At 44.8% G+C, this 15,339-nt stretch carries 6 protein-coding genes; 4 read left to right on the top strand and 2 right to left on the bottom strand.

All coding sequences use genetic code 11. The features are described from left to right. The first annotated feature begins 336 nt into the window (after positions 1-336). A complete protein-coding gene (locus LAY41_RS06550) occupies positions 337-1,722 on the top strand; it encodes an SHOCT domain-containing protein (RefSeq protein WP_249095503.1) in 1,386 nt (461 codons plus the stop codon). Positions 1,723-1,834: 112 nt separating this feature from the next. Here the strand turns inward: LAY41_RS06550 and LAY41_RS06545 are convergent, their stop codons facing one another. Further along, on the bottom strand, positions 1,835-5,803 hold the full coding sequence (locus tag LAY41_RS06545) for a magnesium chelatase subunit H (protein ID WP_249095500.1): 3,969 nt from the start codon (positions 5,801-5,803) through the stop codon (positions 1,835-1,837). A gap of 699 nt (positions 5,804-6,502) precedes the next feature. Between LAY41_RS06545 and LAY41_RS06540 the strand changes: the two genes are divergently transcribed. After that, positions 6,503-7,429: a hypothetical protein gene (locus LAY41_RS06540; protein WP_249095497.1), complete on the top strand. Its 927-nt coding sequence runs from the start codon at positions 6,503-6,505 to the stop codon at positions 7,427-7,429. 582 nt (positions 7,430-8,011) lie between these two features. Here LAY41_RS06540 and LAY41_RS06535 read toward each other — a convergent pair. Next, the gene (locus tag LAY41_RS06535) at positions 8,012-10,534 is read right to left on the bottom strand and encodes a tyrosinase family protein (protein ID WP_249095495.1); all 2,523 of its coding nucleotides are present in this window, start codon (positions 10,532-10,534) and stop codon (positions 8,012-8,014) included. Positions 10,535-11,359: 825 nt separating this feature from the next. On the opposite strand from LAY41_RS06535, the gene LAY41_RS06530 reads away from it, so the two are divergent. Together LAY41_RS06530 and LAY41_RS06525 are read left to right on the top strand one after the other, a co-directional pair. Continuing rightward, positions 11,360-13,462 (top strand): hypothetical protein, encoded by a 2,103-nt coding sequence (locus LAY41_RS06530; protein ID WP_249095493.1) that lies wholly within the window; start codon positions 11,360-11,362, stop codon positions 13,460-13,462. A 215-nt stretch (positions 13,463-13,677) separates the two neighbouring features. Then, positions 13,678-15,228 (top strand): hypothetical protein, encoded by a 1,551-nt coding sequence (locus tag LAY41_RS06525; protein WP_249095490.1) that lies wholly within the window; start codon positions 13,678-13,680, stop codon positions 15,226-15,228. Positions 15,229-15,339: the final 111 nt, after the last annotated feature.

Below are 15,339 nucleotides of genomic sequence, written 5' to 3'. Positions count from 1 at the left end.
CGCACGCTTCGCGATCGCAAAAAGCAGTCTACGCGATCGCCATTTTTCATTTAAGCAAACATCAAACGACCTTTTGCTTCAGGTATCGGACGCCCCAACTCTTGTGCAGTCTCAATCCATTCTTGCATAACTATTTGTATAGTTTGTAACTTTTTCCAATAACTAGCTTTAATTTAATGTCTCTATTGCATGATTACTTAATATTCCAGTAAAAATATTAACTTATTTAAATTATTTTTAATATAAATTTATTATCTTATCCAAGGCTTTAATAGGTTACTTTATCAAAACAATGATATAGTTAGGATATGTATAGCTACTTACTTAGTCTAGGCCATGACAGACATTTCAGAAAAACTCATTAAAGAACTACAAGAAAAAACCAATGCTAGTTTGAGTGATTGCCAAAAAGCTTTGGAAGCAAGTAATGGCGAAATTAATCAAGCTTACTACTGGCTTTTTGAGAATACTAATACTTTTATTGTTTGTGAAGGAATAAGTTTAAAATCAGCAATTAAGGAGATTACGAAGCGCTTGGCAAATCTGCAAGAATTAAGTTCAGAAGCAGTAACAAGTTTAAAAGAGTCAGAAACAAATTTAGAGAATGTTAAACAAGAGTTTATTAGCTTATCGTCCGAGCTTGAACAAATAGGTAAGCAGGCGTTTGAAAGTGGATATTGGTCAGAGACGGAAGATTCAAATACTCGAAAAATAATAGAAACTATTTCCTCAACCAAACTTAGGATCAGTGAGTTAGAAGCAGCCAAAAATCAAAGGCAAGAAGAATTAAATAAAGGATTTTGGAGTCGAGTCAAAGTAGCTGTAGGAGATATATTAGATCCTATATATGACCTACAAAAGCAACTTACAGGGCATTATATTGAGCTAGCAAAACTGCTCATAACTTCCAACGATAAAGTTGAAAGTTTAAAGCTAATAGCCTCAGAATCCACAGTAACAAAGGTGCGAGAAATAACTGAGCTAAAGTCTATTTCTGAGTATCGTAAAAGTTCAGCTTTATCAACCATATCTGAGACTGGGAAGGCTAGAGAAACCTTGAAATCTACTGCTAGGAAAAATATTCAGTTATGCACAAATTTAGCTGAAATTGAAGAGTGTATAGATGAATTGGTCGCTGTAGAATTTGCTGATGAACTTCGGAAACAAGCAGCAAAAATTAAAAGTAATCTCAATCGTTCTGTAGAAAATTCTAATTCTTCAGTTCAATCTTCGCCAGTTGCACCTGTATCTGATGGAGTTATTATTGTAGCTAAGGGAGTAAATGGCCAACTAGAGCTACTAGAAGACAAAATTCGTATAAAACGTCAAGGCTTCTTAGCGTTTATGAATCATGGATTTAAAGGCGATAAGGAAATACTAATTGAACATATCTCAGCTATACAATTCAAGATAGCTGGCCCAATTATGAGCGGGTATATTCAGTTTTCTTTTTTCGGAAGTCAAGAGTCAAAAGGGGGTATATTTGATGCAAGTAAAGATGAAAATACAGTTATGTTTATTCGACAAGAACAAGAGCAATTTGAAAATATAAAAGAACAAATTGAAAAGAAAAGGCTAGGTAAAAAAACGCCATCTATAGCGGTTCCATTAGTTAATTCTTCTTATATTGATGAACTAGAAAAGCTTGCTTCTTTGCGAGAAAAAGGAATTATTACTGAGGAAGAATTTCAAGTAAAGAAACGGCAAATATTGGGATTATAAACTTCCTATTTTTTGTGCAGCTAGACTCAAGACACTATCTAGCTAATTTAATAGATTATAATCAGTAATTGTAGAGACATAATATTATGCCTCTACAATCGTTGGGTTACAACTATTCTACCCCTTCAATCCGATCCTCAACCTCCTGATACAACTCTCTTAACATTTGCAAATTACTCTCACTCGTCTCCCAATAACCGCGACCGTTTACTTCCAACAAAGTGGAAACAACCTTGCGGAAAGAATGAGGATTCAAATTCATCAAACGATTCCGCATTTCCTCATCCTGAATAAACGTGCTGTTAGTATCCTCGTAAATCCAGTTATCCACAGCGCCAGCGGTTGCACTCCAACCCATCGTATTTACTAACCGTTTGGAGAGTTCGCGCACACCTTCGTAACCGTGAGAAAGCATACCCTCATACCACTTGGGATTGAGTAGTTTGGTACGCGCATCTAAACGCACGGTTTCTGATAGCGATCGGACCTGTGCATTCGCGGTGGTAGTATCAGCAATATACGAAGCTGGCGTTTTGCCATCGCCGCGCAAAGTAGCTACCACTTTGGTGGGGTCAGAGTCGAAATAGTGGGAAACATCCGTTAAGCTAATCTCGGAAGAATCGAGATTTTGGAACGTCACATCAGCAGATTTCAGTGCAGTTTCAAAAATCTTGCGTGACTGTTCCATTGTACCGGGACTATCAGATGTGAAAGCAAAAGATTTGCGAGTTAAGTACATTTCCTGTAACTCAGCTTCGCTATCCCAAGTGCTATTCTCTACCGCCAAATTGATGTTAGAAGAATAGGAACCGGAAGCATTAGAGAACACGCGAGTAGCAGCTTGCCGCAAATTAATTCCCATTTCGGCGGCTTGTTCTAAAGCGTGTTTGCGAACAAAGTTCATTTCCAATGGTTCGTCTGCTTCCGCCGCCATCTTGACAGCTTGGTCGAGTAAGTTCATCTGGTTAATGAACAAATCCCGGAAAACTCCCGAACAGTTAATCACAACATCAATTCGGGGACGCCCTAATTCTGCTAAAGAAAGTAGTTCCAATTTGTTCACTCGTCCCAAAGCATCGGGTACGGGTTTTACTCCCACCATCCACATAATTTGAGCGAGGGATTCACCGTAGGTTTTGATGTTATCAGTTCCCCACAAAACGCAAGCAATTGTTTCCGGCCAATTGCCAGTTTCTTGACGTTGCCGATCGAGCAATCGATCGACTACAATCTTGGCAGATGCCACTGCTGCTGCTGTGGGAATTGATTGGGGATCTAAGGCGTGAATGTTCTTACCAGTTGGCAATACATCGGGGTTGCGGATGGGGTCGCCACCAGGCCCAGGTAGAACATATTCGCCTTCCAAAGCTTTCAGCAATGCGCCTAATTCGTTATCTGCACAAATTTGTTTGAGGCAGAATTCCAAATACTCAAATAACGGTTTGATTGCTTCTGGATCGACTTTGGGAAATCCAGATTCTTGCAATGCTTCGATCCAAGGTTCCTTCTTACCCATATTGAAGAAGTTGAGCTTGGAAACGAGAGAAACTCGACCGTCGGCGTCGGTTTGTTCTTTCACCAATGCGCTAACAGCGGCGCGGTTAGCTAGGGTGATTTCTTGCAATAATTGGACATCTGACAAAATACCCAGATTGTTATTGCAATAAATTTCGTCGATATCACGTCCGATGCTATTTGCAATAATGCGAGGTAAACCGAGAAGTTCATCCTCTTTGCGATCGAGACTGGCAATATTTACCAAAGTTGCGATCGCTTCTTCTGCACTCGGCGGTTTCCCAATCACGTGCAAACCACAAGGTAATAACCGCGATTCAATTTCCATCAACCGCCGATAGACAGAACCGACGATATTATCCCGTTCTTCAGATGTTAAATCTCTGGCATCTTTATCTGAAAAATCGATATCTTTATCCAGATTGACCAACCGGCATTTATCCACGATCGTATTCACAATTGAAACGCCGCGTCCGGTATCTTTCAAAGTTTGATAAGAAGCAATTAATTCGCTTAGTTCTTTCAAACCTTTGTAGAGTCCGGCATTTTCTGCTGGTGGTGTCAGATAGCTGATAGTTTCGGCATAGCTGCGACGTTTGGCAATTGTGGCTTCGCTAGGATTATTTGCCGCATAGTAATAGAGGTTGGGAATTTTGCCAATCAGGGAATCAGGATAACAGTCACCAGACATTCCCATCTGTTTTCCTGGCATGAATTCCAAAGATCCGTGAGTACCGAAATGCAGGACGGCATCCGCTTTCCAGATTTGTTCTAGATAGGTATAGTAAGCGGCAAAACCGTGATGCGGACTGGCAGAACGGGAGAACAGCAACCGCATCGGATCGCCTTCATAACCAAAGGTTGGCTGTACGCCGATGAAGACATTTCCGAAGTGTTTGCCGTAAATTAATAAGTTTTGTCCGTCGCTGTTAAGATGACCGGGTGGCGGCCCCCAATTTTCTTCTAAGCGCACCGAGTAGGGAGTTAATTCCTCATACTCTGATACTGACATTTTGTAACCGATATTCAGTTCGGGGGTGCTGTACTGTGCTTGGGCGTCGTGGATGACTTCTTGCATCAGTTTTTCGGCAGATTCTGGCAATTCTGGCAGGTCGTAACCGTTCTGTTTGAGGGCTTTCATTACCTCATAAATTGAGCCGAATACATCTAGATATGCCGCAGTACCGACGTTGCCTTTATCTGGTGGAAAGCTGAATACTGTTATGGCAACTTTCTTATCTAGTTTGGGTTTGCGACGCAGGTTAGCCCATTTTAATGCGCGGTGGGCGATCGCTTCAATCCGATCTTGCAGTGCGATCGCTTTTCCCGTCGCTCCATCCCGACCCGATAGTATAATTGGTTCGATCGCACCATCCAATTCGGGAATCGCAATCTGCAACGCCACTTGAATCGGGTGCAGTCCCAAATCGCTATCTTGCCATTCTTCAGTAGTTTGGAACACCAAAGGCAAAGCCACCATATAAGGACGATTCAACCGTTTTAGGGTATCAATTGCCTTCGGATGATCTTGCCTTGCTGGGCCACCAACTAGGGCAAAGCCAGTCAGTGAAACTACTATATCTACGATTGTTGTTTTGCTAGCTGCATCGTAGAAATACGCATCCACAGGTTTAGAGAAATCCAACCCCCCGGCAAATACGGAAATTACCTTTGCGCCCATCGCTTCTAATTCTTGTACCATCGCCACATAGTGTGCATCGTCGCGGGTGACGAGGTGGGTGCGTTGCAGCACCAAACCAACACAGGGTGCTAAGGGGTCTTTTAAATCTTCTGGGATCTCGTTGCGGCTGTTGTACCAGTTGAAGTATTCCTTGATATCCTCGAACATATTCGGTGCCAAGGGATGCCAAATACCCATGTCGGGATAGGTGACTGGATCTTGGAACTGGACTTTATGCTGTCCTTTAAAGACATATTTGTCCGCCAGCATCAACATGAAGTTTTCCAAGTTCTCGGAGGAACCGCCCAACCAATATTGGAAACTTAGCATGAAGTTGCGGGCATCCTGGGCTTTGTCCATCGGTAGGTATTTGAGGACTTTTGGCAAAGTTTGCAGCAGTTTCAGCATCCCGTCTTGGAACCCAGCACCAGATTTTTCCTTGCGTTTCCGCATGAATTGTGCTATTACACTCTTGGACTGGCCCAACTGCGCCATCGAGAAGCTACCCATCTTGTTCAGGCGCATTACCTGGGGCATCGATGGGAAGACTACCGCAACGTCGAGCTTGTCGCGCAAGGGTTCCACAACGGCAACTACCTTGTCTGCTAAGTCTTCAATGAAGATCAGCGAAGCAATAAAAATGTTGGCTTTGGCGACATCCCGCTTAAAGTCCGCGTAGTTCTCAGGATCTCTGAGTTCTTCTAGCAGATAACCGCTAATTTCGATCGCAATGTTTTGATTATTTTGGTTTATCGAGCGAACCGCTGCCGATAAAGCACTCTGATATTGCGGCTCTAGCACGACATAGACCACCTTAATTAGCGATCGCCCCGTTAGGTTATCTGGCGCAATGTGTCGAATGGTGGACTTGACGTGGGTGAACATTCAGTTAGGCTCCTTAGTGATGCGTTAGCATTCATCAGTCATCGGTCAGCTCATCCAAAGGCTGTTGGACATTGGGTATAATACCTAACACCCAACACCTAAAACCCCAGAGTCGCTGAAAGCGTCGATCCTGGTGCTGATTTTTCTGGTTCATGTGTTGTTTTACCAGAAAAGGCTTACTATATGCGGGTTTTGGCCCCGATCTGACACAATTTGATAAAAAATTCGCAATATTTTTTTACACTTCTTGACATTTTTAGCAGTATGTACTTAAATTTTAGATGCGAGAATTTAATTTAGTAAGTTGGCATCGCAGTGTTTATATAGCAACCGCCAAGGCGACTCTTGACAGTAGGGGCGAACGCGAGTGCGTGCCGGAGGCATTAGCATTCGGGTAGTAAATATAAGGTTTTAACCAATAAATTATATGCCCGAATGCTTCGCCCCTAGCCCCTGCCCCAGATTTATGGCTTAACCGCCTTGGCGGTTGCTATACCAAAAAAATGAAACTTTTTTAAAGCCTTGATAAACTTAGGACTATATATTAACTACCCGCTTACGTAAACTTCATAGTGAGGGAAATTAATTAATATTATAGTTAATAAAGGGGAGTATCTAAAAATAACCAAAAAATAGCTTAGCCACAATAATATACGCCTATTTCGGCGTATATTACAATAAATGTACCTGGAGAATAACATGAGTTTCGCTATCTTTAATGAAAGTTTCTACCTGGCAAACTACCCCGATGTAAGAGCGGCTGTTGAAGCTAGGGTTATTACCTCTGGTCTACAGCACTTTCAGGAGTCTGGTGTAAGAGAAGGTCGTACTTTAATATCTCCTTCCTTTGACGAAGCAAGTTATTTAGCAAAATACAGCGATGTAGCAGCCGCTGTTCGCTCTGGACTTTTCAGTTCTGGGTTGCAACACTTCATCGACTTCGGAGAAGAAGAAGGTCGTTCTGGAGTTCCTTTAGGAGGCCCAGATCCCGCCACATTTTTTAACGAAAAAGCGTATATAACAAACAACCTCGATGTGGCGTCGGCTGTTAGGCTTGGCACTGACAAGTCAGGTTTGCAACACTACCAACAAGTTGGACAATTGGAAGGACGAACGGGGTATTTCACTGCTTCCAACGCTAGTGATGTCGTCAGCGGCTTTGGTGCAAAAACTCAGATTTATGGAGTTGGTGTCACTAATGTAGTTGGAGATATTGGGAGCAGTACATACGATATTATAACTACCAGCAAGGGAGATGGTGAAATAGATACCCTGGTTGGTGGATCTGGACAAGACCAATTTGTTCTGGGGGTTGGGCGTATTACAAGTAGCACCACTCAGAGTAACTTTCAATCGTTCTATTTAAATTCCAAGGATGTTGGCACTGACGATTACGCTATAATTCAGAATTTCGAGCTGGGGAAAGATACCATAGTTCTGGGCGGCACACCAAATCAATACACTTTGGTACCCAATGGTTTTGGAGGAGATTATCTGATTTATACAGCTTCCAATAGCAATTTAGGCAAACGAAACGACTTGGTTGCTGTTGTGGAGGGAAATCCGAATTTAGGACTGCTGAACCCAGCGGATGCTGTGAAAAGTGGGTTTACTCTCCTGGGTTAGCCGATCGATTTTGGATTTTAGATTTTGGATTTTGGATTAGAAGAAAAACCAGTGAATATATTCATTCATGGGTAAAATCTAAAATCCCAAATCCTTTCATCCAAAATTGCTTGAGATCGTGTCCGGTCGATTAGCCATAGTTAAATATTTGGTAAGTTGTTGCGATGCCGCGCTCTTTATTCCCTTCGCGGTGGAAGAATATCTAGAATTGGGCTAGGGGCTAGTGCCTTCGTCGGAAGTCAAAAGTCACTCATTCAAAAGTCAAAAATCCTGGTTCTTTCGGGTCAAATATGCGGTCGTAGGGGCACGGCATCATCAGTATGTCGGTCAGCTCAAGATTTTAATTATGCCGTGCCCTACAAAATGTTCGTTTTGAACATTAGCATAATAATTCCGAAAGACCCGATAATCTTGTGGCGCGAAGGGAGTAAGATAGCGCTCAAGCGCAACAACATACCTGCTAGAGTCCGGACTTGATATGACTGAATTTTAGGCGAATTTAAAAAAAAGACAGGCCCGATCGCAAATCGTAGACCTGTCTTTTTTTTTACCCAATCATCCCCGGTGCTATAAACTCCAGTCTTAGACGGTAGCGAATACACCAGAAGTGATAGCGCTAGCTGATACACCCATCAGCATTGCTAATTGTTCGCCTGTGGAAGCAATGTTGACAACGGTATCTTGTCCAGAGGCTGAGATACCCAACTGATTAAACATCATACCCATAGGTAATTCCAGTCGGTCTTCAGCCGCAGAGAAGTCAGTAATGGTGTTTCCGCCCATGCCCATTGCCAGTACAAACAAATCGCGACCGGCACCGCCAGTGACCATATCCATGCCAGCACCGCCGTCAATCACGTCGTCTCCAGCACCACCGTTGATGGTATCGTTGCCAAAGCCACCTGTGATTACGTCATCACCAGCACTACCTGTGAGCGTTTTACCCGCTTGAAAGTTAGCTGCTGTGCCAGCTGAAAGGGCTCTTCCTTCCGCGAAACCCTTAGTCAAATAGTGTTCAAATTCACTTCTTACCGTGCCTTGGCTTACCGCAGTCGCTACGTCAGGATTGCTTGCATCGTAAGTCTTGCTGTTGAACAGAAGACTGGGGTTGCGACCCTCAGACATTCCAAATCCAACGAAATGTTCCAGAGAACTATCGAATACGCCTTGCCGAACGGCTGCTGCTACATCTGGGTTTTTGGCGTCATAATAGGTGGCGTCAAAGTTTTCGGCAATCAGGTTGTAGAGTCTGAAAGGATCGCGACCTTCAGCTAAACCGGATTGGAATAGGTGCGCCAGCCCACTTGTAATAGTGCCTTGGCGAACACCTTGGGCAACATCTGCGTTTTGGAGTTCGTAAACTGCTTCCAATCCAGCCATCTGTTTAGCAAGTCCGCGCCCCTCTGCTATACCGTTCTTGATGAAGTGATCGAATGCACTTTTCACAGAACCGTTAGCAATGCCGACAGCCACATCCGGATTGTCTATGGCGTACTGGTCAAATAAAGCACTGGGGTTGCGCCCTTCTTGGTAACCGCTTTGAGCGAAGTGCTGGAAAGCACTCCTGAAAACACCACCATTAACCGCGTTGGCAACGTCACCATTCATTTTGGAATAATAGGTGGGGTTAAACAGGGTTTCAGCGCCAAGAGTAGGTGGGGCACTTAATCTGGTAACGAGGGAACTGTAGGTGTAGTTGTACCGACCCGACGAAATATCGATCGGATCTGTTAACAGAACAATGTCGTTTCCGTAGGCATTCTGAGCAATCCCCCTGACATCCAGGCGCTGCAATGGATTACCATTCGTATCGACCTGAGACAAGACATAGCGGGGCATATTCTGGCCCCCATCCCACGGCCACATCCGATCGTTCAGGTTTTGTCCGTAGGGCAGGGGGGTTCCCGCTACAGGGTCTAGAGGGTTGTTTGTCGCATAGTACTCAGGCCCGTTATGCCCGTCAGCCTGCCATTCCGCCCACTTCCGATCTATGTTGGAGTGGAGCATCCAGAACACCGGATCGTAAGGCGAGGAGGAGACGTTCATTGTCCCCCTGTATATTAAAGAATTGAAGTCGGTGCCCGCAGGGACTGGGCTGCCCGAAACAAAATCGTGAATTAAGTTGTGGCCGTAATAAATGAGGTTTTGGATGGGAAAGTCATACCGGATGTTGCCATTCGCATCCCTGGCCAATTCACCATTCTGAGAAAGGATCTTGATGTTCCCTTCCAAGGCGCTGATGAATAAACTGGGATCGTCCAGACTCATATAAGCTTCAACTTCTTCTCTGGGGATCAGATTCCTTCCCCAGGGTTCGTTGTAGAGATAGCGCTTCAGGGCATCACCCCGGCTGACAGAATCATCCATATTGGAGTGGATTCTGGGGTCGAGGACATATCCATTGGCTTTAGTGAATGGCCCATCTGTTACTTCGCCGCCGTTTATGGTTTGGGTGGCTCCTGCATTTGGTACGAGTTCTTGGTTCGGCGTTACTGTATAGTTATCGCCGCTCCCGTTACCGCCCAGAAAATTTGGCGAGAACAAGACATCCAGGGTTCTGGGATCGGTGTAATCCCAGTAGGGTACGGTTAGGTTGGGATTTCCAGAAACTTGCTGCAATCCCTTTTCATAACGCGACAGCAGCTCGCGGTGCCAAGATGCGAAGGCAGGAGCGAAGTGAGCCGCGTTAATGCCAGACATATCCAACGGCCCTTCGCCCATAGTCTGACCGGGTTTCAGGGGCACCCTGGCAAAGGCCATGATTTCAATGTGGAGCATCACAAACTCGTCCAGCATACTAATGGGCGATCCCGGACGGAATGTGTTTTTCATCTTCAGCACGGCGCTGGTGTAAGCGTTCTTCTCATCCTGAGTGAGGTCTAGAACAGCTTTCCGCACGTGCTTATCAGGTGTGCTGATTGCCTGTCTTAGTTCGTCTTTTTGCCGAAACGGGGATGTGCTGGGTTCTGACGGTATTTCTGGTTGACTTACTGGCGGTTCTGTCGTTGGTAGTGGTTGATCTGGTTGCGTTCCTTCTGCGAAATTTACCTCACGGTTATCTGTTGCCATCCCCATCATGTTGGCCATCATTTGTTGGTCTTCCATGAGCTTTACAGTCTCCTCTCTAAAATATCAAACAAAAATTTGGTTTTTCGGAATTATTATGCCGTTCAAAACGAACATTTTGTAGTAGTAGCACAGCATCATCAGTATGTCGGTTATACCAAGATTTTAATTAGCTGTGCTACTACGACTAACGAATTAATTTCGTTCTTATTGATTGAGCGCCACAACCGTAAATTTGTCCTACAGCCAGCAGTGTTTATTCTTAGGTAATAATCATACTCTAGTGAGATGGTTACCTAAATCAATTAACACTAGATTGATTATATCTGTAACTTCTGAATTTCCAGACGAAAAATCAAGCCTGTTTGTGCTGTGGCACTGGAAAAACTAATCTTCATGCTTTTGTTACTTCCTTTTAGCATAAAGCTACAAAAACATAAATTAAATTTCTCCTAAAGAAATGTTAGCTCTGCTGTTACGTAAGTATTACTCTCCAGTTAGACGTTTATCTAAATAAAATATACACTATATTGATCATATCAGGAAATTCAGAAGTTCCTGACAAAAAATCAAGCCTGTCTAGGCTGTGGAGTAGGAAAACTACTTTTCCTACTTTTCCTGGTTGAAACGAAGAGACTATCTTAGCGGGGCGTATCCATAAGAAAAGTCACAAATCGAGGCAGATGATATTTTCAATACCATCTGCTACTCGCTAAAGTCGGGACAGGACGGCCTGGTGGTAAATTTGTAGTATATTGTTTGAACTGAGATCTTGCAGCAACGAATAGATTAATCTATCCTAAAGGTGCTGTTTGTCTGAATTGCATAAAAAGTTAACTTCGATTTTAGTGTGAGGTAAAACAGATGTTTCTAACGATCGCAAATTCAGCCTTTGACGATTTACCACTACAAGACGGCGGATTTACCGTAGCCAAACCAATACCAGGCTGGCAGGTATATGACCCATTGGGCCTTTTTACCTCACCAACCGTATTTTCCAATTACGCCACCCTCAATCCCCAGTTAATCTCTTATCCTAACGAAGCATCGTTAGGCAATGTCAGCGCCAGTTATCTAGAACATCCCATCGGCACAGGCACGGCGGGACTGTCTCAGACCCTGAAAGATGTCTTAACAGCCGGTAACACCTATACATTGCGAGCGGAAATAGGCAATCCCTTGCCAGACGCCGCCCTGGGCGCGGGTTTCCCAGGCTATGTCGTGCAACTGCTGGCAGGGGGAAAATTACTTGCTGAAGACCGCAATACCAAGGTTGTGCCAGAAGGGACATTGGTCACCTCCACCGTCACCTACACCCCGTTCGCCAACGACCCCAGCTTGGGTCAACCCCTGGAAATCCGATTGCTCAATCCCTTGCTGGATCTAGGTAGAGAAGTCGATTTCAATCAAATCAGCTTAGAAGCTAATCCAGCCGTCGCTAACGGAGGGTTTGAAGAACCAGTTCTGGCGGATGACGGCTATACTTCCAGAACGGTGCCCGGTTGGCAACTCTACGATCCATTCAACCTATTAGGTACTAACGCCAATTCTAACCTTGGTTCGCTCAATCCATCTGCATTGGCTTATCCCGGCCAAGCGCCCCAAGGGAATAATGTCTTAGCCACCTATTTTGAAAACCCCACCGGCAGCGGTATAGCTGGAGTATCCCAGACGTTAAGACAAGGATTAAAGGCGAATACAACCTATCGTTTGAGCGTTGATATCGGTAATAATGCCGGAGACGGCCCGGATTTCCCAGGCTATGCGGTGCAACTGTTGGCTGGCGGTAAGGTGATTGCCCAAGACGTTAACACTGTCAGACCGGCGATCGGAACTTTTGTGCCCACCAGCTTCACATATACCACATCTGCCAATGACGGCTACGTGGGTCAACCACTGCAAATCCGATTGCTCAATCTCCTACAGACACCAGGCCCAGAGGTCAATTTCGATAATGTCAGGTTAGAGAGCTATGCTCCTGTTGCTAACGCAGGATTTGAAGATGTCACGGTGCAGGACGGTACCTTTATCTCTTTCAATGTCCCTGGTTGGCAACTATATGACCCAAACAACCTTTTAACTATCAACCCGGATTCCTCTTACAGTACGCTTAATCCCAACTACGTCTCTTATCCTGGGCAAGCACCCGAAGGCAACAATGTCTTAGATACTTTTATAGAAAACCCACCCGGAAGCGGGCCGGTTGGGCTATCCCAGACACTCAATCGCGTACTGACGGCTGATACAACCTATAGTTTGACAGTGAATGTCGGTAATGCCTTGGCCGACGAGTTCAGCGAACCGGGTTTCCCGGGCTATGCAGTGCAATTGTTGGCAGGCAGTAAGGTGATTGCCCAAGACGATTACTTTGCGCCTGCCGATCCACTATTTGGTGCAGCCGATGAGGGGGTGTTTACCACCTCTAACGTAACTTATAGCGCACTTGCCAACAATCCAAACTTGGGTCAACCTCTGTCGATTCGATTGATCAATAAGTTGGAAGGCCCTGGTAAAGAAGTTAATTTCGATAATGTGCGGTTAACGGAAACCAAGCTCCCTCGTAACTTCTTTAATGAAGCGTACTACTTGCAAAATAACACGGATATAGCTGGGGCTGTGGGAGCAGGATTAATTGATTCGGGATTAGACCATTTCAATCGCTTCGGGATGAATGAAGGCCGGACAGAGGTGTCGCTATATTACGACGAAGCTTCTTACTTGCAAAGGTATCAAGATGTGGCTGGTGCTGTGGGAGCCGGAATTTTCTCTTCAGGATTAGAACACTTTCTGGAGATTGGCTACAATGAGGGACGCTACGGTGCGGGAGCGACTGCTCAGACGGGCGATCGACAAGCAGATTATTTGGGAAGAAATGCCGATGTGGCTCAATATGTAACTGCCGGAATCTTCAAATCGGCCTATGACCACTTTATCCAGTTTGGTACTTTTGAAGGTCGTTTGTTCTAAGGGTCGTAATCCGATCTAAAGTTTAGCGGGCATTGCCCCTAACCCAGGAAGAAACTTCCTGGGTTAAAAATTTATTTTGGAGTTACCACTTTATTGAGTTTTGCACTTTTGAAGGTCGTTTTTTGTAAACAATTAAATTTATTCGTGTTGCTGCACAATTTCCTTGATAATGAAGAACAATGAGTTAATTTTTATTTTAGTCTGAGGTTAGATAGATGAATCTGACAATTGTAAACCAAGGGTTTGAAAATCCTGTCATTGATCCGGATACGGTTGCTGTTAACCAAACGCCCGGTTGGTCGTTATACAACCCATACAATGTTGTAGATGGTAACGACGACTCTAGTACTGCCACATTCCATGCAGCCGAACTGTACAAACAACTTTTTTATCCTCAAGGAGTACCGGAAGGCAATAATGCCGTAGGTATTTTTCTAGTCAAACCACCGGGAAGCGGAGTAGTTGGTTTAACACAGAAACTGGAATCAACACTGTTACAACCGAATACAACATACACTTTACAATTCGATCTGGGCAATATCGCCCCCAGTGCGGGTTTCCCCCTCATAGCTGGTTTCCCAGGCTATGCAGTGCAACTGCGGGCGGGCAATGAGGTGCTTGCCCAAACTGTGAACGAAGGGATTCCGCCTGACGGGACTTTTGCACCCAGAATGTTTACCTATACTACTTCCGCCAACCCTCGGAACGTGGGTCAACCCCTAGAAATCCGATTGCTCAATCTTTTGCAGTTCCCAGGTGAAGATGCCAACTTCGATGACATTCGGTTAGAAGCAAATCCTGTTATTGCCAACGCTGGTTTTGAGGAGATACCCCTTGAAGACAACGGTTTTGCCGCCAGAAATATCCCTGGTTGGCAAGTATACGACCCATCCAACCTGTTTGCAAATCAAGGTTCTAATTACAGTACGCTGAATCCGGCTACAAGCTCTTATGTTGCTGAAGCACCGCAAGGCAATAATGTCGCGGCTCTTTATCTGGACAACCCCGTCGGTAGCGGTATAGCTGGGATAAAGCAGACACTAAACCAAGTAGTAACGGCTAATACAACCTATACTTTGACGGTTGATGTGGGTAATGCCGCGCCGGATGAATTCACCGGGACTGGTTTCCCAGGCTATGGGGTGCAATTGGTGGCGGGCGATAAGGTTGTTGCTCAAGACTTTAATGCCTTTAGACCGGGTAGAGGTCTTTTTGGCTTCTCAACCATCTCATACACCCCACGCGCCAATGACCCAAACTTGGGCAAACAACTGGAAATCCGATTGCTCAATACTCTGACTAGCACAGGTAAAGAAATCGGTTTCGATAATGTGCGTTTAACGGAGAGCAAACTCCCCACTGGGTTATTTAACGAAGCATACTACTTGCAAAATAACCCGGATATAGCAGGGGCTGTGGGAGCTGGATTACTCCCTTCGGGATTAGAGCATTTCAATCTTAACGGTGTACATGAAGGCCGGACAGAGGTGTCGCTATATTACGATGAAGCTTCTTACTTGCAAAGGTACACAGATGTGGCAGGTGCGGTGACAACAGGAGCTTTCTCATCTGGCTTAGAACACTTTGTCGAGTTTGGTTACTATGAAGGACGCTACGGAGCGGGAGCGACCGCACAGACGGGCGATCGACAAGCAGCTTATTTGGCGATAAATGCCGATGTGGCTCAATATGTAAATGCGGGAATCTTCCACTCCGCCTACGACCACTTTATCCAGTTTGGCACTTTTGAAGGTCGGGTTTTCTAAGCCCAGCCTTATAGTAACTCAAGTTGCTAGTTACTTGCCTTCTGGGTACGTAGTTGCGCTTTAGCGCTCTTATACCAACTAGGATAAGAGCGCTAAAGCGCAACTACGTAC

The organism is Argonema galeatum A003/A1 (genome assembly GCF_023333595.1).
GTDB lineage: Bacteria > Cyanobacteriota > Cyanobacteriia > Cyanobacteriales > Aerosakkonemataceae > Argonema > Argonema galeatum.
The sequence above is the reverse complement of the archived record's forward strand: the minus strand, read 5'-3'. Positions and strand labels throughout refer to the sequence as shown.